Genomic DNA, 21,600 nt, shown 5'->3' on the forward strand with positions numbered 1-21,600 from the left:
CGTCCTCGACCGCGTCCGCTGCTGCCCCCACCAAGTCGGCACCCTCGCCAAAGCCATCCTCACCCTCGAACACGAAACAAGATGAAAAACGCTCATTGAAATCGAAGGTCTGATTTCCATTGAAATTGCGGGAAAACCGGGGTTCGGGCCGGTCACCTCGGGGTGATCGGAGGGGTCCGGGTTCGCAGTGGCGGTGGCGGAGCCTCGTGGCGTCGGACCTCGACCCGGGTCAGTTGGCCCGTGCAGCCCTGGGCCAGGCTCGAGGTTCCGATGTCCCGCGTCACCGCATTCGGGTTGCCGTGGATGCAGGTCGCGACCTCGGGCGCGCTCGGATCGAACCAGGCACCGGTCGAGAGCTGGACCACGCCGGGCCGCACGGCGTCGCTGATCACCACCGCTGCTAGGGCGCTGCCCGTGGCGCTCACGACCCGCGCGATGTCCCCTGTGGACAGTCCTCGCGCCGCCGCGTCGGCGGGGTGGATGCGCATCGGTTCCCGGTCGTGGACCTTGGAATCCGCGCTGGTCGCGCCGTGGTCGAGCTGGCTGTGCAGGCGGGTCGCCGGGTTGTTCGCGACCAGGAACAGCGGGAACTCGCCCGATCCCGGCGGGACCTGCAGCTCCTCCGGGACCAGCCAGACCGGGTGGCCGGGGCAGTCGGCGTAGCCGAAGGAGTCGATGCGCTGCGAGAACAGCTCGATCCGCCCACTCGGCGTCGGCAGCGGGTTCCCGGCCGGGTCGGCGCGGAACCGGTCGTAGAGGACCTGGTCGTCCGGCTCTCCCGGCAGGTCCAGCCGGCCGTTCTCCCAGAACTGCGCGAAGTCCAGGCCCGGATCGAAGTTCTGCCGCCACTGCTCGTACAGGTGCTCCAGCCAGGCCCGCTCGTCGCGGCCCTCGGTGAACTCCTGCGCCAGCCCGAGCTCCTCGGCCAGGGCGGCGAAGATCTCGAAGTCCGACCGGGCCTCCCCGAGCGGCGGAACCACCTGGCGCATGGCGACCAGCGCGCGATCCTCCCGGGCGCAGCCCAGGTCGTTGCGCTCCAGCGTGGTCGTGGCCGGGAACACGATGTCGGCGTGCCGCGCCGTCGCCGTCCAGAACGGGTCGTGCACGATGACCGCCTCGGGGCGGTTGAACGCCTCGGCGAGCCGCGTCAGGTCCTGGTGGTGGTGGAACGGGTTCCCGCCGGCCCAGTACACCAGCCTGATGTCCGGGTACGTGCGCCGCTCGCCGTCGTACTCGTACTCCTGCCCCGGGTTCAGCAGCATGTCCGCGATGCGCGCGACCGGGATGAACTGCCGCACCGGGTTCACGCCCTGCGGCAACTTCGGCAACCGGTACGGCAGCGGGCGCACCCCGATGCCGGCCATCGAGCCGTAACCGTGGCCGAATCCCCCGCCGGGCAGACCGATCTGGCCGAGCACGCACGCCAGCGCGATGCCCGCCCACAGCGGCTGCTCGCCGTAGCGGGAGCGCTGCAGCGACCAGCTCAGGGTCACCATCGTCCGCCGCGCCGCCATGGACTCGGCGAGCCCGACGATCACCGCCGCGTCGATGCCGCAGATCCCCTCTGCCCACTGTGGACTCTTCGCGGTGCCGTCCGCCGCGCCGGAGAGGTACTTCCAGAACTCCTCGAAGCCCTCGCAGTGCGTGCGGAGGAATTCCTCGGCGTGCCAACCGCGTTCGATCAGCACGTGGCACAGCGCCAGCATCAGCGCGGTGTCGGTGCCGGGCACCGGCGCCAGCCACTCGGCGTCGAGCTCCGCGGCGAGGTCGTCGCGCAGCGGGCCGACCAGCGTGAACCGCGCGCCGCGCGCCCGCGCCCGGCGCAGGTGCCCGGCGACCGAATGCCTGCTGATGCCGCCCGAGTTGACCTGCGAGTTCTTCGCCGGAATACCGCCGAAGCAGACGAAGTGCTCGGTGTGCTCGGCCAGCACCGGCCATGCCGTCGGGCGGCCGATCGGGTCTTCGTTGCCCACGACGTGCCGCAGCAGCGGCGTGGCCGCGCCCAGGCTGTAGGAGTTCACCGAGCGGGTGTAGCCGCCGATGACGTTCAGGAACCGGTGGATCTGGCTCTGCGCGTGGTGGAACCGGCCCGCGCTGCCCCAGCCGTAGGAGCCGCCGTAGATCGCCTCGTTGCCGTGGGCGCGGCGGACCCGGTCCAGCTCGCCCGCCGCGAGCTCGACCGCCTCGGCCCAGCTGACCTGCACGTACTCGTCCCGGCCGCGCACGCCCCGGCCGTCCAGAAAGCCCTTCCGCACGTGCGGCGCGAGCACGCGCACCCGTTCGTCGAGCGCTGCGGGCACGTTCCGCAGCAGTGGAGCCGGGTCCGGGTCGTCCGGATCGGCGATCACGTCCAGGCCATCCGGCGTGCCGGCTGCGGTGAACAGTCCCCAGTGCGAGCTCTGCTGCCGATGCGTGGTCACCTCAGCATCGTCGCAAACCAACTGCCCTCTGCCGAAGCCCTGCGGACCGGAATCAGCGGAGGAGGCGGGCGGCGCCGACCTCGCGGACGTGGACCACGAGGTCGAGCCATTCGGCCAGGGATCCGCCGGAGAGGTGGTAGGAGGCGTCGTCGGCGGGGTCGTAGTCCGGGCCGATCAGCCGCGTCCGCGTCGGGGCGTCGAGCCAGGCGCGCACGTCCGCCGGAGCATCGGCGCGCAGGTCGAGCACGTAGGCGTCCGGCCCGGCGGCGAGCACGGCTTCGGCGAAGTCCGCGGGTGGCACGGGCACCTCGTGGCCGCGCTGGAAGGTCAACCCGACGGCGACGTATCCGGCGCCGAAGCGTTCGCGCAGGTAGCTGCCCGCGTTGCGGTGGGTCAGCGCCCCCGGCGACAACGTGCGCGCGGCACCGTTGACGAGGTGCGCGAGGCCGCCCCAGTAGACGATCTTGTGCCCGGTGCGCTCGTGCCAGCGGATGGTGTTCTCTGCCAGTCCGTGCTCGATGTCCGCGAGGTCCGGCCCGGGCCCGACCGCCTGCTCCGCGAGGGCGAATCGCACCTGGTCGTCGGGGTGCCGCTCGTTGTGACTGCGGATCCACCGCACGGCATCGAGGACTTCCTCCGCACGCAGGAAGGGCCGGGCGCCGGCCAGCACCTCGCGCGGATCTCCCCGCCCCGTCCGCACGTAGGCGTCGAGCTCCGCGCTCGCGACGTCGTCGCCTTCCAGCAACAGCGACCGGAACCCCAGCTCCTCCACCAAGAACCGCAGCAGGCGGTGCGCGACGGCCGCCAGCTCGTGAGTTCCCCGGGACGACGCGCCGAGCGCCACCACCGTGGCGTCGCGCAGCCGGTCCCGGAGCGGCCGCAGGTCCTCGTGCGGGCCGCGGGGGTCCAGCGAGGTGAGCCGCACCGCCTGGCTGTTGATCCACTGCTCTGCTCGTTCCATGATCCGAACGTAAAACCTCGACTAAAGAAGAGGTCAACACCAACGGACGCAGGCTGTGCAAGAGGCACTCTCCCGCCGTCCAGACTGTGCATTAAGCCCACTGACGGCGAACTGACCTGGGCTTACGGTTACCGGCTAACACCGGCGCCCATCCGAAGGAGCTCGCCATGGCCGCATCCGTCGGGGTCGACGACTACGCGCTGACCCGGGTTCCCGCCGGCGCCCGCTACTCCTGGTGGTCCGTCGCGGTGCAGCGGTTCGGCCAGGTGTCCGCGCTCAGCCAGTTCCTGCTCGGCGCCACCCTCGGCTTCGGGATGACCTTCTGGAACGCCTTCCTCGCGCTGACGCTCGGCGCGGTGATCCTGGAGATCGTCGCGATCTTCGTCGGCATCATCGGCGCCCGCGAGGGCCTGTCCACCTCGATGCTGGCCCGCTGGACCGGATTCGGCCGCGCCGGGTCCGCGCTGATCGGGCTGGCCATCGCGATCAGCCTGATCGGCTGGTTCGGCATCCAGTCCGCCGTGTCCGCCAAGGGCCTGGTGGCGCTGGTCGGCGGGCTGCCGGAATGGGGCTGGGCGCTGGTTTTCGGGCTGATCGTCACCGCGGTCGTGCTCCGCGGGTTCGGCTCGATGGCCTGGGTCGCCTACGTGACCGTGCCGGCCTTCCTGGTCCTGGTCGGCTGGTCGATCGGCGTCGAGCTCTCGCAGCACGACATCGGCGCGCTGATGGCCTCCGCCCCGCCCGGCCCGCAGCTGTCGCTGCTGGAGGGCACCACGCTGGTGGCGGGCGGTTTCATCACCGGCGCGGTGATCACCCCGGACATGACCCGCTTCAACCGCTCCGTCGGCGACGTGGTCAAGCAGACACTGGTCGGCATCACCCTCGGCGAGTACGTGATCGGGCTGGCCGGGGTGCTGCTCGCGCACGCCGTGCGGTCCGCCGACATCACCACCATCGTCACCTCCTCGGTCGGCTGGGTCGGCATCCTGGTGGTCGTCGCCGGCACCGTGAAGATCAACGACTGGAACCTGTACTCGTCCGGGCTGGGCCTGGTGAACTTCGTCGGCACGGTCTTCGGCAAGAAGCTCAACCGCGGCGTCGCGACCGCCGTGTTCGGCCTGATCGGCAGCGTGCTGGCGGCCGTCGGCATCCTCGACCAGTTCACCGGCTTCCTGACCGTGCTCGGCGTGGTGTTCCCGCCGATCGGCGGGATCATGGTCGCCGAGTACTTCATCGTGCGGCGCTGGCGGGGCGAGCTGGAGGCGTCGCGGGCGCTGGGCGAGATCCCGGCCTCCGCGCCGAACTGGGTGCCCGCGACGCTGGTCGTCTGGCTGGTCTCCGCGCTGGTCGGCGGGTTCGTCGAGATCGGCCTGCCGAGCATCAACTCGCTCGTGCTCGCGTTCGTGCTCTACGTCGTCGCCGGGAAGCTCGGCCTCGTCCGCGGCGTCGGCAGCACCCGTACCACCGCCGAGGTCGTGAGCGCCGACGCCGGTTAGAACCGGACTCAGCGCTCACGACACCAACCCAGACAAGGAGTTCCGACTTGCGCATCGGCATTGACGTCGGCGGCACCAACACCGACGCCGTCCTGCTGGACGGCACCGAGGTGCTCGCCGCGGTGAAGATGAGCACCACCACCGATGTCACCTCCGGGATCGTCGCGGCCATCGACGGCCTGCAGCGGCAGCACCCGTTCGACCCGGCCGGGGTGCGGGCGGTGATGATCGGCACCACGCACTTCATCAACGCCCTCGTCGAGGCCCGCCGCCTCGCCCCGACCGCCGCGGTGCGGCTCAGCCTGCCCGCGGGCGCGTCGCTGCCACCGATGGTGGACTGGCCGCAGCGGCTGGTGGACGCCGTTTCCGGGCGCAGCTACCTGTGCCACGGCGGGCACGAGTTCGACGGCAGGCACATCGCCGAGCTCGACGAGGCCGAGCTGCGCAAGGCCATCGACGACATGGGCCGCAACGGCATCCGCAGCGTCGCGATCACCTCGGTGTTCTCGCCCGTCAACCACGAGTTCGAGCAGCGCGCTGCGGAGCTCATCGCCGCGGAGCTTCCGGACGTGGCGATCTCGCTGTCCCACGAGATCGGCCGGATCGGCCTGCTGGAGCGGGAGAACGCCACCGTCATCAACGCCGCGCTGCGCGAGCTCGCGGCCAACATCGTCGACGGCCTGGCATCGTCGGTGACCGGCGCGGGCATCACCGCCCCGCTCTACCTGAGCCAGAACGACGGCACCCTGATGGACGTCGACTTCGCCCGCCGCTACCCGGTGGCGACGTTCGCCTCCGGCCCGACGAACTCGATGCGCGGCGCCGCCGTGCTCTCCGGTCTGGACACCTGCGCGGTGGTCGACGTCGGCGGCACCACCAGCGACGTCGGCGTGCTCAACCAGGGCTTCCCCCGCGAGGCGACCACGGCGGTCAGCGTCGCCGGGATCCGCACGAACTTCCGGATGCCGGACGTGCTGTCGATCGGCATCGGCGGCGGCAGCCTGGTGCGCGGCGAGCCGTCTGCGGTGACCGTCGGGCCCGAGTCGGTGGGCTACCGGCTGACCTCGAAGGCGCTGGTGTTCGGCGGCGACACGCTGACCGCGACGGACATCGCGGTGGCGGCCGGGCGCGCCGAGATCGGCGACCCGGAGCTGGTCAAGCACCTGGACCGCGACCTGGTGCGGGCCGCGCTGGAGCGGATCGCGGCGGACAACGCCGACGCGGTCGAGCGGATGCGGACCTCAGCGGAGCCGCTGCCGGTGGTCGCCGTCGGCGGCGGTTCGGTGCTGCTGCCGGACGAGCTCGGCGACGCCGGCGAGGTGCACCGGCCGGAGAACTACGCGGTGGCCAACGCCATCGGGGCCGCGATCGCGCAGATCGGCGGCGAGGTGGACCGCGTGTACGCGATCGAGCCGGGCCGCCGCGAGTCGGTGGTCGACGAGGCCAAGCAGGAGGCGATCGACCGGGCGGTGGCGGCGGGCGCGAGCCCGTCCACAGTGGACATCATGGACTTCGACGAGGTGCCGATCCCGTACCTGCCGGGCAACGCGACCCGGATCCGGGCGAAGGCCGTCGGCGACCTGCAACTGGGGGCCTGAGCATGCACGAGATCACCTTGTCCGATCTGGACGACATCGCCCGCGGCGCGGCCATCCTGGGCACCGGTGGCGGCGGCGACCCGCACATCGGCCGACTGCTGGCCGCCGCCTCGGTGCGCGAGCACGGCTCGGTTTCCCTGACGCCGCTGGAAGAAGTGCCCGCCGATGCCGCGGTGCTGCCGGTGGCGATGATGGGCGCGCCGACCGTGATGGTCGAGAAGCTGCCGTCGATCGAGCAGATCGGCCTGGCGGCCCGCACCCTCGCCGACTACCTCGGCCGCGAGCTCACGCACATCGCGTGCGCCGAGGCGGGCGGGGTCAACTCGCTGATCCCGGTCGCCGCCGCCGCGCAGCTGGGCCTGCCGCTGATCGACGGCGACGGCATGGGGCGCGCGTTCCCCGAAATCCAGATGGTGCTGCCGACGCTGTACGGCGTCGAGGCCACCCCGATGGCCATCGCCGACGAGAAGGGCAACCGCGGCGTTCTCGACACGGTGGACAACCACTGGGCCGAGCGGCTGGCGCGCAGCGCCACCATCGACATGGGCTGCTCGGCGATGATCAGCACGTACGCCATGACCGGGCAGCAGGCTCGCGACTCGCTGGTGCCGGGCACCTTGACGCTCTGCGCCGAGCTGGGTCGATTGGTGCGCACTGCGCAGGCCGAGCACGCCGATCCGGTGGACGCGGTCGTCGCGCGGCTGGGCGGCCGGCGGCTGTTCACCGGCAAGGTCGTCGACGTCTCGCGACGCACCGTCTCGGGCTTCGCGCGCGGCGACGCGCGGCTGACCGGCATGGACGGCGACAGCGGCAGCGAGCTGGTGCTGCGGTTCCAGAACGAGCACCTGGTGGCCGAGCGCGACGGCGCCGTCCTGGCCTCAGTGCCGGACCTGATCTGCACGCTGGACCGGGAGTCCGGCGAGGCCGTCACCACCGAGGCGCTGCGCTTCGGCCAGCGGATCGCGGTCATCGCCGCGCCGGCCGACCCGCGCTGGCACACCCCGGCGGGCCTGGAGCTGGCGGGGCCGCGCTACTTCGGCTACGACATCGACCCGGTGGGGGTCGCGCGGTGAGCTGGCAGCTGACCGAGGAACACCTCGAAGACCTGGCCCGCGGCGCGGCGCTGCTGGGCACCGGTGGCGGCGGCGACCCGTACGTGGGCCGCCTGCTGGTGCAGCAGGCGATCCGCGAGTCCGGGCCGATCACGGTGCTAGATCCGTCCGAAGTGGACGATGACGCGCTGGTGATCCCGACGGCGCAGATGGGCGCGCCCACGGTGGTGCACGAGAAGATCCCCAGCGGCGACGAGCCGGTGTCGGCGCTGCGCGCGCTGGAGTCCTACCTCGGGGCCGCGGCGAGCGCGACCATGCCGATCGAGTGCGGCGGGATCAACTCGATGATCCCGCTGGTGGTGGCCGCGCGCACCGGCCTGCCGGTGGTGGACGCCGACGGCATGGGCCGGGCGTTCCCGGAACTGCAGATGGAGACCTTCGGGGTCTACGGCGTGACGGGTTCGCCGATGGCGGTGGCCGGGGAGCGCGGCGAGACGGCGGTGATCGACGCCGGCGACGACAACGAGCGGATGGAGTGGCTGGCGCGCGGCATCACCATCAGGCTGGGCGGCGTCGCGCACATCGCCGAGTACTCGATGAGCGGCGCGGACGTGAAGCGCACCGCGATCCCGCGCACGCTCACGCTGGCGCACACCGTCGGCAAGGCCATCCGCGAGGCCCGGGAGGGCAACGGCGATCCGATCGCGCACCTCGGCGAGGTCCTGAAGGACACGCTGTACGGGAACCTGCGGGTGCTGTTCCGGGGCAAGGTCTCGGACGTGGAGCGGCGCACCGAGGCCGGGTTCGCCCGCGGGCGCGCGGCGGCGGTGTCCTTCGACGGCGAGCACAAGCTGGAGCTGGAGTTCCAGAACGAGAACCTGGTGGCGCTGGTCGACGGCGAGGTGCGGTGCGTGGTGCCGGACCTGGTGTGCGTGCTGGAATCCGAGCAGGCGGAGCCGATCACCACCGAAACCCTGCGCTACGGCCAGCGGGTCACGGTCATCGGCATCTCCACCCCGGACCTGATGCGAACCCCGGAAGCCCTGGCGGTCTTCGGCCCGGCGGCCTTCGGCCTCCCCTACGACTTCCACCCCGTGGAAGACCTCGTCGACCCCTGATCCCCAGTTTCAATTGAAACTGCGGATGGATCGGTCACGGGTTCGGCGGAGTGCACCGGCGGTGTGTGCAGTTTCAATTGAAACTGCCGGTGCCCGGGTGACGGCGGGCCGTCCGCGCTGGATCTTCGCTGGTGGGGCAGGCTGTGGGACATGCGCATCGGTCTGCCGGACGTGCCCGCGCTGGAGCGGGGCGTGTCGCTGCTCGGTTCCGGCGGTGGCGGCGACACCGTCACCGGCGCCGCGCTGCTGCGCAACCGGCTCGCCGCCGGTCACCGGGTGGCGCTCACCCCGGTCGGCGAGCTCGACGCCGATGCGCAGGTGGTGCCGGTCGGCGTGGTCGGCGCGACCGCCGTGTTCGCCGAGAAGCTGCCCAGCGGGGCGGAGTTCGGCGCGGCCATCGCCGCGATCGAGCGGTGGACCGGCCGGCGCGCGGACGCGTTGGTCTCGATCGAGGTCGGCGGGCTCAACGGGGTCCTGCCGCTGGTCGTCGGCGGGCGGCTGGGCCTGCCGGTGGTGGATGCCGACCTGTCGGGGCGCGGCGTGCCCCGGCTGAACCAGCTCTCCGTGGCCGCCGCGGGCAAGGGGCTGACGCCCGCGGCGTTGGCCGAGCCCGGCGGTCAGGTGCTGGTGCTCGCCGAGGCGACCGCCGCCGAGCTGGAGCGCACCGCGCGCGCCTTCCTCGCCGGTTCCGGCGGCTGGGCGGTTCTCGCGCTCGCCCCGATCTCCGCGCGCGAGCTGCCGTCCTGCGTGATTCCCGGCACCATGAGTTCCGCTGTTTCCCTTGGCAAGCAAGCACTTTCGGTGGGCGAACGATCCGGCGCCGAGGAGCTGGCGGCGGCCACCGGCGGGCGGGTGATCGGGCTGGGCCGGGTGGTCGAGGTGTCGCGACGGCCGGGCCCCGGCGAGCACGGCCGGACCGGGTTCGCCCGCGGCAGCGCGACGATCCTGGATCACCGCAGCCGGTCGCTGCTGCGGCTGGAGATGGAGAACGAGTACCTGTTCGCGATGCTCGACGGCGAACCGGTGGCGTCCACACCGGACGTTCTCGCGGTGCTCGATCGCCGCACCGGCGTGCCGATCCCCTGCGACGTCGTCCGCCAAGGCGTCGAGGTCACCGTCCTGCAGCTGCCCGCCGCGGAGTTCTGGACCGATCCGCGGCGCCTGCCGGTCCTGGAGCCGCGCGCCTTCGGCATCGACTGCGACCCGATCCTGCTGGAGGTGCGGCGATGAGCATCAGCGTGCGCCGGCTGCTCGCGCTGCCGGAGTGGCGCGAGTCGGTGGGAGTGCTGGCGGGCGACGTCGAGCGCGTCGTGCGGCTGGCGCGGCCGATGGCGCCCGACCGTCCCGTCGAGCCCGGCGAGCTCGTGGTGTTGGTGCAACCGATACCGGCCACCGACTGGCGCATCGACGCCCTGCTCCGCCGGGTCGCCGACGGCGGTGGCGCGGGCGTGCTGCTGCCGGCCGGGGAGCTGCTGGAAACCACCCGGCTGCTCGCCGACCGGCTCGGCATCCCGCTGCTGGCGGCCGCCGCATCGCCGCTGGACCTGCTGATCTCCGCCCGGCTCCTGCTGGCGGCTCCCGCGCTCGACCGCGCGGACCTGGTGCTGGCCACCCACGAGGCGCTCGGCTCGCGCATCCGCTCGCCCGAGGAGATCGTCGCGACGTTGAACGGTCTGCTGGACGCGCCGGTCGCGTTGCTCGACGACAGCGGCACGCTGCTCGCCGGAAAACTCCCCCACGCCAACGAAGTCCGCGTGCACGAGCCGGTTCCGCAGCGCGTCGAGCTCGACGACAGCGTGCTGCTCGCGCACCCGGTGCTGCTCCCCGACACGGCCCGACCGACGCTCTGGCTGGCCACCGAGCTGCCCGGCGCCAACGCGGCGCGGGCCGACATCGTGCCGCCTGCTCTCTCCGTCGCCGCCGCGGCGGTGCAGCGCTGGCTGCTCGCCAACCGGCTCGAACTCGAACGCGACGCTCGGTCCCGGGCCGCGCTGCTGAGCGACCTGCTGCGCCTGGACGACGAGCCGACCGCCGACCTGCGCCGTCGCGCGGCGGACGCGGGCTGGGGGCTCGGCGGCTGGCACGTCGGCATCCGGATCGGCACCCAATCCACAGTGGACACCGTCGCGCGCGGCCGGGAAGTGGAGCGGGTGCTGCACGGCGAGGGCGTCGACGCGGTGGTGGTCGAGCACGGCGACGGCTGGACCGGCTGGGTCACCTTCGACCAGGAGCCGACGGCCGACCGGGTGCGAGCACTGGCCGCCCAGCTGCGCGCCGCCACACACGAGCTGCAGCGCACGCTGGACGCGCACATGGGAGTCGGTCGCCCGCACCCGCAGGCGGACGGGCTGGCGACGACGATCGCCGAGGCCACCGACGCCGCGCGGATGGCCAGGACCCGCCCGGAGTCCGGCCGGTTCCTGCACGTCGACCAGCTCGGGATGGCCCAGCTGCTGCTGGAGTGGACCCGCACGGACACCTTCGAACCGGCGGCCCGCGCGCTCATCGCGCCGCTGCGCGGCCAACCCGGCGACCTGATCCGGACCCTGGCGACCTACCTGGACGCGGAGTCGTCGATCGCGGAGACGGCGGCGGTGCTCGGCGTGCACCGCAACACTGTCGCGGCCCGCATCGAACGGCTCGAGCGCCTCCTCGCGGTCGACCTGAGCCACCGCGACGAACGCCTGGCCCTGCACCTGGCCTGCCGCGCGGTCACCCTCGCCGAGGGCTAGGCGGAGCAGTCCCAGCCCGAAGTGGTCGATCGGCGGCGTGCGCGTGTCGGCGCACGCGGGTCGGGGTAGTCGGAGCTTGCGGAACTGGAGGAGGCTCACATGGTTCAAGTCGCAACCGAGCCGGTGATCGTCAAGACCCCCAAGGGCGACCTCGAAGGGGATCTCGTCGTGCCACCGCCTGCCCGGGCGGTGGTTCTTTTCGCGCACGGTTCCGGGAGCTCCCGGCACAGCCCCCGCAACCGCGCGGTAGCGGAGTCGTTGCAGTACTCCGGATTCGGCACCCTGCTGCTGGACCTGCTCACCCCGGAAGAGGCGAAGTTCGACCAGCGGACCCACGAACTGCGCTTCGACATCGAGCTGCTCGCCGAACGGCTGGTGCCCGCGATCGACCAGCTCGACGAGTGGTCGGCCACCAAGCGCATGCCGATCGGGCTGTTCGGCGCCAGCACCGGCGCGGCCGCCGCGCTGAAGGCCGCCGCCCGGCGACCGGACCGCGTCGCCGCCGTGGTGTCGCGCGGCGGCCGCCCGGATCTCGGCGGCGAGGCCCTGGCATCGGTGCAGGCGCCGACGCTGCTGATCGTCGGCGGCGACGACCGCGAGGTGCTCAACCTGAACCGGCAGGCGGCCGAGCTGCTCACGTCGCTGCCGCTGACGGACGTCAAGATCGAGATCGTGCCGCACGCCGGTCACCTCTTCGAGGAGCCCGGCGCGCTGGACCAGGTCGCGGAGCTGGCCGCGAGCTGGTTCCGCAACTACCTCGGCGCCGGGGTCGAGCGCTGGACCGGCCCGGACGGAGGTCACTGGAAGCCGCCGGAACCCCGCCGACGGCCACCGATCGCGTAGTCCTGCACAACCGAATAAGCGGGGATACCGGTCGCCAGGGGCGCACCGTCGCGGACGCTGCGCGCCGTGATGATTGCTGCGTGCAGCGCGGCGCGGTACAGCAGCGAGCCTGTGCTGATGCGCTGGACGCCGAGCTCCGCGAGGTGCTCGATGCGTTGTCCCGGCTGGAAGAGGATGTTGATCGGCACGCCGATCGCGTCCCGCAGCGCGCGGATGTCGTCGTCCGCGGCCATGCCTGGCACGAAGACGCCGTCCGCACCAGCGGCGACGTAGCGCTTCGCGCGGTCGATCGTGTCGGCCAGCGACGGTTCGTCGCCCAGCCAGTAGGTGTCGGTGCGGGCGTTGAGGAACAGATCCGGCACCCGCTCCTTCACCGCGCCGATCAGTTCTTGATGACGCGCGGGATCGCCGAGCTCGTCTTCGAGGTTGATCCCGGCGATGCCCGCCGCGGCCAGTTCCGCGGCCAGCTCCGCGACCTCGCCGGGGCCACCGCCGAAGCCCGATTCGATGTCGACGGTGACCGGCCGCGGCAGGTCCGCCAGGCGACGGGCGAGTTCGATCGTCTGCGTGCGCGTGCGCCCCTCGCCGTCCGGCAGGCCGTGGGCCGCGGCAACGCCGAGGCTCGTCGTGCCGATCGCCTCGAAACCGGCCTCGACCAGCGCCGCAGCGGTGGCGAAGTCCCAGGCGTTCGGCAGCAGCAGCGGGGCGTCAGCGTGGTGCAGCGCGTGGAATTCTCGGAACATGCCCGCACCATAGGACCGCGACGGTTCGGCAGCCGCCGAACCGTCGGTGTTGCAGGATGACCGCATGACGATGGCACGCGATGTCGCGCAACTGGCCGGGCTGCTGGCCGACACGACCCGTGCCGCGTTCTGCCTGGCGATGCTCGACGGCCGGGCCTGGACGGCGACCGAGCTCGCCGCGCACGCCGGGGTCGCCGCCTCGACGGCCAGCGAGCACCTGAACCGGCTGGTCGCGGGCGGGCTGCTGGTCGAGCGCCGGCAGGGACGGCACCGGTACGTCCAGCTCGCGAACTCGCAGGCGGCGGACCTGCTGGAGGCGTTCATCGGCCACCTGGGGCCGAGCCGGGAGCAGCCGCGCGGCCTGCGCGCGGTCGGCGCCTCGGCCGCCCTGGCCAGGGGCCGAACCTGCTACGACCACCTGGCCGGCCGGATCGGGGTCGCGATCGCCGACGGCATGACCGCCGCGGGCCTGCTCGACCAGGCCGGTGGATTCGCGATGACCGAGGCGGGCGTGGACTGGCTGACCGGCACCCTCGGCATCCCCGCCGCGGACCTCACCGGCACCCGGCGCCCGCTGGCCCGAGCCTGCCTGGACTGGACGGAGCGCCGCTCCCACCTGGCCGGAGCGGCCGGAGCCCACCTCCTGCGCAGCTTCCTGGACAACGGCTGGATCAAGCGGATCGGCACGGGCCGAGCGGTCCGCCTGACCGATCCGGGCACCAAGGCCCTCCGCGATCTCCTCGCGATCGACGCAACGGCCCAGGGCCTGACGTGAACGCGGACATCTCCGCAGTTCAGCATCCGCAAGCACGTTGTGCCGCCAAAGCAGCGAGAAACACTCACGGCCTGCGACCTGCGGATACCGCACCGACGCCGGGTGGTGACGCAATTTCCATTGAAATCGAAGGTCCAATTTCAATGGAAATTGCGGCCATGCACCAGAACCCCATCACCCGACGAGGTCAAGTTTCAACTGAAACCGCACCCACGCGGCAGGCGCGGCCGCGCGGAACGAGACCGAGGATCAGCGGGGCATGCGGCGCCAGATCGCCTGCGGCACCAGCCGCATCACCGCGAACACCCAGCGCAGGATCGGCGGCACCCACACCACTCGCCGCCCCCGCCGCAGGGCGTTGACCGTCGCATCCGCGACCTGGTCGGGCGTGCTGGACCACGGCGCGGGGCTCATGCCCCGGGTCATCCGGCCGATGACGAACCCCGGCCGCACGATCAGCAACCGCACGCCGCTGCCGACCAGCGCGTCGGACAGCCCGTTGGCGAACCCGTCGAGCCCGGCCTTCGCCGACCCGTAGACGTAGTTCGCGCGCCGCACCCGCACGCCAGCGACCGACGAGAACACGACGATCTCGCCGCTGCCCTGCTCGCGCAGCAGGTTCGCCAGGTGCGTCAGCACGCTGATGTGCGCGACGTAGTCGACGTGCACGATGTCGATCGCGTGGGCCGCGTCCCGCTCGGCCCGCTCCTGGTCGCCGAGCAAGCCGAAGGCGGTCACCGCGACGGCGATCGGCCCGTGCCGGTCGACGAGGCCGCGGAGCAGCTCCGCGTGGCTGTCCACGTCCGAGGCGTCGAACTCCACCCGCGCCACGTCGGTGGCCCCGGCCTCGCGAAGCGCGGCCTCCTCTGCGTCCAGGTCAGCCGACCGCCGCGCCGCCAGCACCACGGTGCCGTGCCCGCGCTTGACGAGGCGCTCCGCCACCGCCACACCGATTTCGCTGCGGCCCCCGAGGACCAATACCGCTCCGCTCATCGCCGCAAGTCTGCCATCGGCGACCCCGCCCGCCTCGCACCGGCACGAACGGCCTGTTCGCGCCGCCCATCGAGGCGAACCCGTCGGTCCCACGACATAAGGTCGGCGCCGGCGAGAGGAAAACGATGACGGTGCTGAGCCTGCGCGAGCTGAACCGCGCGACCTTGGAGCGGCAACTGCTGCTGCGCCGCTCGGAGCGGTCCGCGGTGGAGGTGATCGACCACCTCGTCGGGATGCAGGCGCAGGCGCCGTTCCCGCCGTACTTCGGCCTGTGGACCCGAATCGCCGGGTTCCGGCCCGACGACCTGGCGCAGCGGCTGCTGGACCGCAGCGTGGTCCGCATCGTGCTGATGCGCGGCACCGTCCACCTGGTCTCCGCCGCCGACTGCCTGCTGCTGCGCCCGCTGGTGCAGCCGATCATGGATCGCGGCCTGCGCACGAACAACCAGCACCGGGACGAGATCGCGGAGCTGGACCACGCCGAGCTCGCCGCCGCTGCCCGGGAACTGCTCGACGAGCAGCCCCGGACGGCCGCCCAGCTCGGCCCGCTGCTCGCCGAGCGGTGGCCGGACCGGAAGCCGGCGTCGCTGGCGCACGCGGCCCGCAGCCTGCTGCCGCTGGTGCAGGTCCCGCCGCGCGCGATCTGGGGTCGCAGCGGCCAGCCGACCTATGCGACGGCCGAAACCTGGCTCGGGCGACCGCTGGCCACCGAGCCCGCGCCGGAAGACGTCCTGCGCCGCTACCTCGCGGCCTTCGGCCCGGCCACGGTCGCGGACATGCAGACCTGGTCCGGCCTCACGGGCTTGAAGGTGGTCGCGTCGAAGCTGGATCTGCGCAGCTTCCGCGACGAGAACGGCCGCGAGCTGCTCGACCTCCCCGACGCGCCCCGCCCGGATCCCGACGTGCCCAGCCCGCCGCGCTTCCTGCCGCCGTTCGACAACCTGCTGCTCTCGCACAAGGACCGCACCCGCGTCATGCGGGAGGACGACCGCAAGCGCCTGTTCGCCGTCAAGAACGCCGTGCTGCCGGGCACCATCCTGGTCAACGGCTTCCTGCACGGCACCTGGCGGATCGACCGGCGGAAGAGCTCCGCGACGCTCCTGGTCGAGCCGTACCGGAAGCTGTCCGAAGACGATGCCGATGCCATCGAGGCGGAAGGCCGCCGGCTGCTGGAATTCGCCGAGCCGGATGCCGGCCACGACGTCCGGATCACCGAAGTCGATCAGTAACAGGTGTTTACCTGGGGCATTCGGCGGAATACCCTGCTCTTGATCGTTTCGACCCCGGACCGAGCGGACCCTTCCCCATGGCAACTGCTGACAGGCCGCAGATCGACACCACCAAGCCCAGCATCGCGCGGGTCTACGACGCCTTCGTCGGTGGCAAGGACAACTTCGAGGTGGACCGCCAGGTCCTGCAGCAGATCCAGAAGATAGCCCCCGAGGCGGTGCAGGTCGGCAGGCAGTGCCGGGCGTGGTTGATCCGGGTGGTCCGGTTCCTGTCCGGCCACGCCGGCATCGACCAGTTCCTCGACCTCGGCTCCGGGCTGCCCACCGCGGAGAACACCCACCAGGCGGCGCAGCGGCTCAACGCCGAGGCCCGGGTGGTCTACATCGACAACGACCCGTCGGTCGCGGCTCACGGCCGCGCGCTGCTGGAGGAGAACGACTACACCCACTTCGCGGTCGGCGACCTGCGCAATCCCGCGGAGATCCTGTCCAACCCGGTGGTGACCAAGTACCTGGACCTGAGCCGCCCGGTGGCGCTGATCCAGTGCAACACCCTGCACCACGTCACCAACGACGAGGACCCGCAGGGCATCATGTCGGCCTACGTCGACGCGCTGGCGCCGGGCTCCTACCTCGCGATCTCGCACCTGCACAACCCGGCCGACGGCAGCTCGCGGGCCAAGCTCGCGACGGAGTCCCAGGTGCGGTTCAACTCGATGATGGGCAGCTGCTACTACCGCAATCGGGAAGAGATCCAGGATCTGTTCTGCGGGCTCGAAATGGTCGAGCCGGGCCTGGCGTACCTCTTCGACTGGTGGCCCGACGGCCCGCGCCTCACCGAGCCGTCCGACGCCGAGCACAACCTCCTCGGCGGCGTCGCCCGCAAGCCCTGAAAAAAGAGCCGGGGGTGTTCCGGGCGGCTGCCCGGAACACCCCCGATCTCGTGCCTGGATCAGCCGGGCTGCCGAGAGGTCCAGTGCCGCATGGCGTGCTCGACCAGCGCGATCAGGGTTCGCTTGGTCGACTCCCGGTCCCGGGCGTCGCACGGCCCGATCGGCACGTCCGGGCCGATCGCCATGGCCTCGCGGACCTGTTCGATCGAGTGCAGCATCTGGCCGTCGAACAGGTTCACGCCGACCAGGTAGGGCAGCCCGCGGTCCTCGAAGAAGTCGATCGCCGAGAACGAGTCGGCCAGCCGCCGGGTGTCCACCAGCACGACCGCGCCGATCGCGCCGCGCACCAGGTCGTCCCACATGAACCAGAACCGCTGCTGCCCGGGCGTGCCGAACAGGTACAGGATCAGGTCGGAGGCCAGCGAGATCCGGCCGAAGTCCATCGCCACCGTGGTGGTCGTCTTGTTCGGCGTGGCGCCGAGGTCGTCGACGCCGCGGCTGGCCTCCGTCATCACCGCCTCGGTGGTCAACGGCACGATCTCCGACACCGACCCGACGAACGTCGTCTTGCCGACCCCGAATCCACCCGCGACGACGATCTTCGCCGACGTCGACGTGGTGCTGCCCTGGTTGACGGCCTGCGGCGGCGCGGAGCCGAGCTGGGGCGCGCTATAGCCGACGGAGTCCACTCAAAACCCTTTCCATCAACACCATGTGTGGTGCGCTACCGCTTTCGCTCACCGTCTGGTGGACGGTGATCAACCCCAGTTCGGCCATGTCGGCCAGGAGCACGCGGGCGACCCCGATCGGCACGGACAACAGCGCCCCCACCTCCGCCACCGACCTGGGGTGCTGGCACAGCTCGGCGATCGACTGGTGCTCCAGCCGAACCGCCGCGCCCGACTGGTACACGTCCCCCGTGGAGACCAGGGTTTCCAGCTCCAGCTTGTGGTTCGACCTGGTGCGCCCGCCGGTCCAGGTGTAGGAGCGGATGCTGGACGCGGCCGGCGCCTCCGGCTCGACGGGTTCGTCCGGGTACGGCGCCTGCCGGTCGTCGTAATCGCCGTAGTCGCCGTACTGGTCGTCGTACTGGTCCTCGTAATACTCGACGGGCTGTTCCTGCGGCTCGTCGCGCTTGCGCTTCTTGCGCCCGCTGCCGAAGGTGAACCCGTTGACGACGTGGGCGAAGCTGTCGTCCCCCGAGCTGTCCCGTCTTCGGCCCTGCCGTGGATATTCAGAGCGTCTACTCATCGCATCCTCACACCAGTTGGCCGGTGAACGCGTTCGGCGCCCCCTGCAGCTGCGACCGGATCTCCGGGGTGAGCATCTGGCCGACGCGCTCCACGAGCATGGTCATCTCGTAGGCGACCAGTCCCATGTCGCACTGCGGGGCGGCGAGCACGGTCAGGCACGAGCCGTCGCTGATGCCCATCTGCAGCAAGGTGCCGCGCTGCATCTCGACAATGGTCTGAACGACCCGTCCGGCCTCGAAGCACTTCGCCGAGCCCTGGGTGAGGCTCAACAGCCCAGAGGCGACCGCGGCCAGCTGATCGGCCCGGTCCCTGGGCAACTTCGCCGAGGCGGTCAGCACCAGGCCGTCGGCGGACACCACGATCGCGTGCGCCACACCGGCCACGCGCTCGGTGAAGTCAGTGATCAGCCAGCCGAACCTGCGGGAAATCATCTCCTGAGCAGTCATGCAACCTCCTGTTCGTTGCCGCGGTGATCACGCCTTCGCGCTGCGGAATCCATGTCAGCCCTCGTCGGTTGCTCGATGCCGACCACGACTGATACCGCTCTGGAAGTCGGCCAGCCGACCGCGGAGTTGATCCGCGTCGCGCTGGAAGGGCTCGGCCTCGGCCGGACGCTCGGCATTTGTCACGCTGCCCGGCACGAGGTGCGCCTTCGGGGTCCGGCGCGGCAGGCCCGCCTGGGTGAACGACGTCGGCTGCGGGTTCGCCGCGGCCTCCGCCGCCTCGCGCGCCTTGTCGGCGGCGAAGTTCCAGGCGTCCGTCCCGGAGGTGTCCGGGATCCACGACGATTCGGCGGCCGCCGAGCCGTCCGATCCGGCCGGCTCCGTCCACGGGTCCCGCTGTGCGGGCTCCGACAACCAGGAACCCGCCCCGGAGGTCTCCGCGGGCGTTTCCGCAGGCACGTCGGCGGGGTGCCCGAACTGGACCCCGTTCTGGGCCAGCCGCCGGCTGATGTCCTCCGCGCTGCGGGAGGGCTTGTCGGCCGGCGGTTCCGGCTGCTGCTGCCCGCGCGGCACGCGGCGCGGCAGCCCGGACGAGGTCAACGACGGCTCCTCCGGCTGCCTGTCGTCCGGCGGGAAGTCCGAGCTCGACGGGAAACCCGCCGGTTCGCCCTCCGCGTCGGGCCAGCCGAAATCGTCGTCGGCGGCGGCCCGCTCCTTCGCGAACGGGTTCTCGCCGGCCGGCTGGAACCACTGGGTCGATGCCTCGGTGAACAGCGGCGCCTCCGGCGCGGGCCGCTCCGCGGGCGGCTCGGCATCCGGCCAGTCGACGCCCAGGTCCGAGGACACCGCGCGCGGCTGCTGCGGGATGTCGATCGGCGCGTCGAAGAGGTGCTCCGTCGGCGATTCCTCCCGGGTGGGACCGGGCTCGAAGAGGCTTGCCGACGCCGGTTCCTGCCACGGCGAGCTGTCCTGCGCCGGTTCGGGCTGCGCACCGCGGCGCGGCAGCACACCGGACGTCGGCAGGTCGGTGTGCGAGTGCCCGTTGCGCTGCCCCGGAGGCGTCGCCGTGGGCTGCAGGGCCGGCCCGGATTCGACCGAGACGACGTGCTCGGCCGGGATCATCACGGTCGCCCGAACGCCCTCGACGTCCGGCCCACCGTGCAGCTCGACGCCGACGCCGTGGCGAACCGCCAGCCGCCCGGCGACGTACAGCCCCATCCGCCGCGAGGTGCCGAGGTCGTCCTCGTCCGCGTGGGCCAGCTGCTCGTTGGCCCGGGCGATCTCCTCGTGCCCCATGCCGATGCCCTGGTCCAGCACGTCGAGCACCACCGTGCCGTCGCCGGACTGGTAGCTGGACACCGTGACGGTCGTGTCCGGGGCGGAGAAGTTGGCCGCGTTGTCCAGCAGCTCGGCGACCAGTCGCACCAGGTCGCTGGCGGTGTGCCCGCGCAGCTTGACCGCCGGCGGCGGCTGCACCACGACCCGCGGGTACTGCTCGATCTCGGACACGGCGGCGCGCAGCACGTCCGCCATGTCGGTGGGCTGGGTGAAGCGGCGCGCCAGGTCGCTGCCCGAGAGGACCATCAGGTTCTCGTTGTTGCGCCGCATCCGGGTGGCCAGGTGGTCCAGCTGGAACAACCGCGCGAGCTGGTCCGGGTCTTCCTCGTCCTGCTCCAGCTGCTCGAACAGCCGCAGCTGCCGTTCCAGCAGGCTCTGGCTGCGCCGCGAGATGCTGATGAACACCTCGCCGTAGCCGCGCCGCAGGTCCGCCTGCTCCACCGCGAGCCGCAGCGCCTGCTGGTTCACCTCGTCGAAGGCGCGGGCCAGCTGGCCGACCTCGTCGGTGGTGTCGACCGGGAACGGCTCGACGACGGCGTCGGCGATCCGGCCCTGCCGGATGCTGGACACCGCCGCGGGCAGCTCGTACTCCGCGGCGTCCAGCGCGCTGCTGCGCAGGTCGCGCAGCGAGCCGAGCAGCTGCCGGGCGATCACGATGATGATCGCGGCGGCGGCGATCAGCGCGGACAGCAGCAGCACCGAGTCCCAGCCGGCGGCATTGCTGGCCTCGTCTTCCAGCTGCGAGGCGGTGGCGCGCACGTCGGCCGCGAGGTCGTCGTGGCCCTGGTCGATCAGCGCCACCGAAGCATCGGTGGCGGCGTTCCAGGCGTCGCGCTGCACCGAGAACTCGCCGGAGAAGATGTTGTCGGTGCTCTCGCGCACGATCGCGTCGAGCATCCGGTTGCGATCCACGATCGCCGGAGCGGTGAGCGTCTGGTCCAGCCGCTGCTGCCAGTACGCGGCGACGGTGGAACGAGCATCGCCGATCTTGCTGAGCAGGCGGGCCCGCGAACCGCTCAGGTTCTCCAGCGCCACCGATTCGATGTCGGCCTCGGTCAACCCGGTCAGCACCCAGGCCTGCTGCAGCCGCACTTCTTCGGTCAGGCCCAGCATGTCCTGCAGCGCGGTCGCCGTGCTGGACAGGCTCCGGTCGGCGACGCTGCTGCTCAGCGCGCGGTCGAGGGCCAGCACCGAGTTGATCACGCGGGTGTAGTCGCCGATCGCCTTGGCCGGGCTGATCCGGTGCTCGCGGATCTGCTGGCGGAGCTGCCCGAGCCCGTCCAGCAGGGGCCGGAGCTCGCCGTAGCGGTCGGCGACGACGCCGGTGTCGACGTCGGGCGAGGCCAGGATCTGTCCGAGGTCGGCGACCGCCCGGTCCACCGCGGCGGCCGGCTCCTCGGCGGCGGCGAGGTCGCCGTCGCCGACCAGGAACTCGATGGAGCGGGTGCGCTCGTGCTGGACCCCGACGAGCAGCGGCTCGATCTGGTCGACCGCGTTCAGCACGTCCGCGACGCGGCCGTACTCGGCGGCGCGGTCGACCTGCCACCGGATCTGCCCGATACCGAGCGTGATCGCGAAGATGACCGGCACCAGCACGACCGCGCCCAGCTTCGTCGGCAGCGACCAGTTGCGCCACTGCACGACGTTGTCGCGCACCCGCTCGAATCCACCCGCGGTCACGAGCGCCCTCCAGGCTGCGAGCTCGGGGCCTCG

18 protein-coding genes are annotated in these 21,600 nt (G+C 71.8%); 10 read left to right on the forward strand and 8 right to left on the reverse strand.

The annotated features are described in order from the left end of the window. Window positions 1-152 precede the first annotated feature (152 nt). Window positions 153-2,420, reverse strand: a complete 2,268-nt coding sequence (locus AB0H93_RS33040; RefSeq protein ID WP_358578127.1) for a molybdopterin-dependent oxidoreductase — start codon at window positions 2,418-2,420, stop codon at window positions 153-155. Between the two features lie 52 nt (window positions 2,421-2,472). Then, window positions 2,473-3,381 carry an erythromycin esterase family protein gene (locus AB0H93_RS33045; RefSeq protein ID WP_358578129.1) on the reverse strand — a complete coding sequence of 303 codons (909 nt, stop codon included), beginning with the start codon at window positions 3,379-3,381 and terminating at the stop codon, window positions 2,473-2,475. 167 nt (window positions 3,382-3,548) lie between these two features. Between AB0H93_RS33045 and AB0H93_RS33050 the strand changes: the two genes are divergently transcribed. The 7 genes from AB0H93_RS33050 (at window position 3,549) to AB0H93_RS33080 (ending at window position 12,220) form a co-directional block, all read left to right on the forward strand. Beyond that, complete coding sequence (locus AB0H93_RS33050) at window positions 3,549-4,877, forward strand: cytosine permease (RefSeq protein ID WP_358578131.1); 1,329 nt, start codon at window positions 3,549-3,551, stop codon at window positions 4,875-4,877. A gap of 47 nt (window positions 4,878-4,924) precedes the next feature. Further along, window positions 4,925-6,475, forward strand: coding sequence for a hydantoinase/oxoprolinase family protein (locus AB0H93_RS33055; protein ID WP_358578133.1), 1,551 nt, complete (start codon window positions 4,925-4,927; stop codon window positions 6,473-6,475). A gap of 2 nt (window positions 6,476-6,477) precedes the next feature. Beyond that, the gene (locus AB0H93_RS33060) at window positions 6,478-7,548 is read left to right on the forward strand and encodes a DUF917 domain-containing protein (RefSeq protein WP_358578135.1); all 1,071 of its coding nucleotides are present in this window, start codon (window positions 6,478-6,480) and stop codon (window positions 7,546-7,548) included. Further along, complete coding sequence (locus AB0H93_RS33065; protein WP_358578138.1) at window positions 7,545-8,645, forward strand: DUF917 domain-containing protein; 1,101 nt, start codon at window positions 7,545-7,547, stop codon at window positions 8,643-8,645. The genes AB0H93_RS33060 and AB0H93_RS33065 overlap by 4 nt, the downstream gene beginning before the upstream one ends. Window positions 8,646-8,795: 150 nt before the next feature. Beyond that, on the forward strand, window positions 8,796-9,875 hold the full coding sequence (locus tag AB0H93_RS33070; protein WP_358578141.1) for a DUF917 domain-containing protein: 1,080 nt from the start codon (window positions 8,796-8,798) through the stop codon (window positions 9,873-9,875). Further along, window positions 9,872-11,377: a helix-turn-helix domain-containing protein gene (locus tag AB0H93_RS33075; protein ID WP_358578144.1), complete on the forward strand. Its 1,506-nt coding sequence runs from the start codon at window positions 9,872-9,874 to the stop codon at window positions 11,375-11,377. Before AB0H93_RS33070 ends, AB0H93_RS33075 begins: the two co-directional genes overlap by 4 nt. A gap of 99 nt (window positions 11,378-11,476) precedes the next feature. After that, window positions 11,477-12,220, forward strand: coding sequence for an alpha/beta fold hydrolase (locus AB0H93_RS33080; RefSeq protein WP_358578146.1), 744 nt, complete (start codon window positions 11,477-11,479; stop codon window positions 12,218-12,220). On the opposite strand, the gene AB0H93_RS33085 is transcribed toward AB0H93_RS33080, so the two are convergent. Continuing rightward, window positions 12,175-12,963 carry an isocitrate lyase/phosphoenolpyruvate mutase family protein gene (locus tag AB0H93_RS33085; RefSeq protein WP_358578149.1) on the reverse strand — a complete coding sequence of 263 codons (789 nt, stop codon included), beginning with the start codon at window positions 12,961-12,963 and terminating at the stop codon, window positions 12,175-12,177. The genes AB0H93_RS33080 and AB0H93_RS33085 overlap by 46 nt on opposite strands. 64 nt (window positions 12,964-13,027) lie before the next feature. Between AB0H93_RS33085 and AB0H93_RS33090 the strand changes: the two genes are divergently transcribed. Further along, window positions 13,028-13,738, forward strand: a complete 711-nt coding sequence (locus tag AB0H93_RS33090; protein WP_358578151.1) for a helix-turn-helix domain-containing protein — start codon at window positions 13,028-13,030, stop codon at window positions 13,736-13,738. A gap of 249 nt (window positions 13,739-13,987) precedes the next feature. Here AB0H93_RS33090 and AB0H93_RS33095 read toward each other — a convergent pair whose 3' ends face one another. Further along, window positions 13,988-14,731 carry a decaprenylphospho-beta-D-erythro-pentofuranosid-2-ulose 2-reductase gene (locus AB0H93_RS33095; RefSeq protein WP_358578154.1) on the reverse strand — a complete coding sequence of 248 codons (744 nt, stop codon included), beginning with the start codon at window positions 14,729-14,731 and terminating at the stop codon, window positions 13,988-13,990. A gap of 125 nt (window positions 14,732-14,856) precedes the next feature. On the opposite strand from AB0H93_RS33095, the gene AB0H93_RS33100 reads away from it, so the two are divergent. Together AB0H93_RS33100 and AB0H93_RS33105 are read left to right on the forward strand one after the other, a co-directional pair. Continuing rightward, complete coding sequence (locus AB0H93_RS33100) at window positions 14,857-15,960, forward strand: winged helix DNA-binding domain-containing protein (protein WP_358578157.1); 1,104 nt, start codon at window positions 14,857-14,859, stop codon at window positions 15,958-15,960. A gap of 77 nt (window positions 15,961-16,037) precedes the next feature. Further along, window positions 16,038-16,853 carry an SAM-dependent methyltransferase gene (locus tag AB0H93_RS33105; RefSeq protein ID WP_358578159.1) on the forward strand — a complete coding sequence of 272 codons (816 nt, stop codon included), beginning with the start codon at window positions 16,038-16,040 and terminating at the stop codon, window positions 16,851-16,853. A 59-nt stretch (window positions 16,854-16,912) separates the two neighbouring features. On the opposite strand, the gene AB0H93_RS33110 is transcribed toward AB0H93_RS33105, so the two are convergent. The 4 genes from AB0H93_RS33110 to AB0H93_RS33125 are packed head-to-tail and all read right to left on the reverse strand — an operon-like array spanning window position 16,913 to window position 21,567. Further along, complete coding sequence (locus AB0H93_RS33110) at window positions 16,913-17,542, reverse strand: ATP/GTP-binding protein (RefSeq protein ID WP_132488436.1); 630 nt, start codon at window positions 17,540-17,542, stop codon at window positions 16,913-16,915. Continuing rightward, window positions 17,523-18,104, reverse strand: a complete 582-nt coding sequence (locus AB0H93_RS33115) for a DUF742 domain-containing protein (RefSeq protein WP_358578163.1) — start codon at window positions 18,102-18,104, stop codon at window positions 17,523-17,525. Before AB0H93_RS33115 ends, AB0H93_RS33110 begins: the two co-directional genes overlap by 20 nt. Window positions 18,105-18,111: 7 nt before the next feature. After that, window positions 18,112-18,552, reverse strand: coding sequence for a roadblock/LC7 domain-containing protein (locus tag AB0H93_RS33120; protein WP_358578166.1), 441 nt, complete (start codon window positions 18,550-18,552; stop codon window positions 18,112-18,114). A 54-nt stretch (window positions 18,553-18,606) separates the two neighbouring features. Continuing rightward, a complete protein-coding gene (locus AB0H93_RS33125; RefSeq protein WP_358578169.1) occupies window positions 18,607-21,567 on the reverse strand; it encodes a nitrate- and nitrite sensing domain-containing protein in 2,961 nt (986 codons plus the stop codon). Between the last annotated feature and the right edge of the window lie 33 nt (window positions 21,568-21,600).

Source organism: Saccharopolyspora sp. NPDC050642, assembly GCF_040654735.1.
GTDB lineage: Bacteria > Actinomycetota > Actinomycetes > Mycobacteriales > Pseudonocardiaceae > Saccharopolyspora > Saccharopolyspora elongata.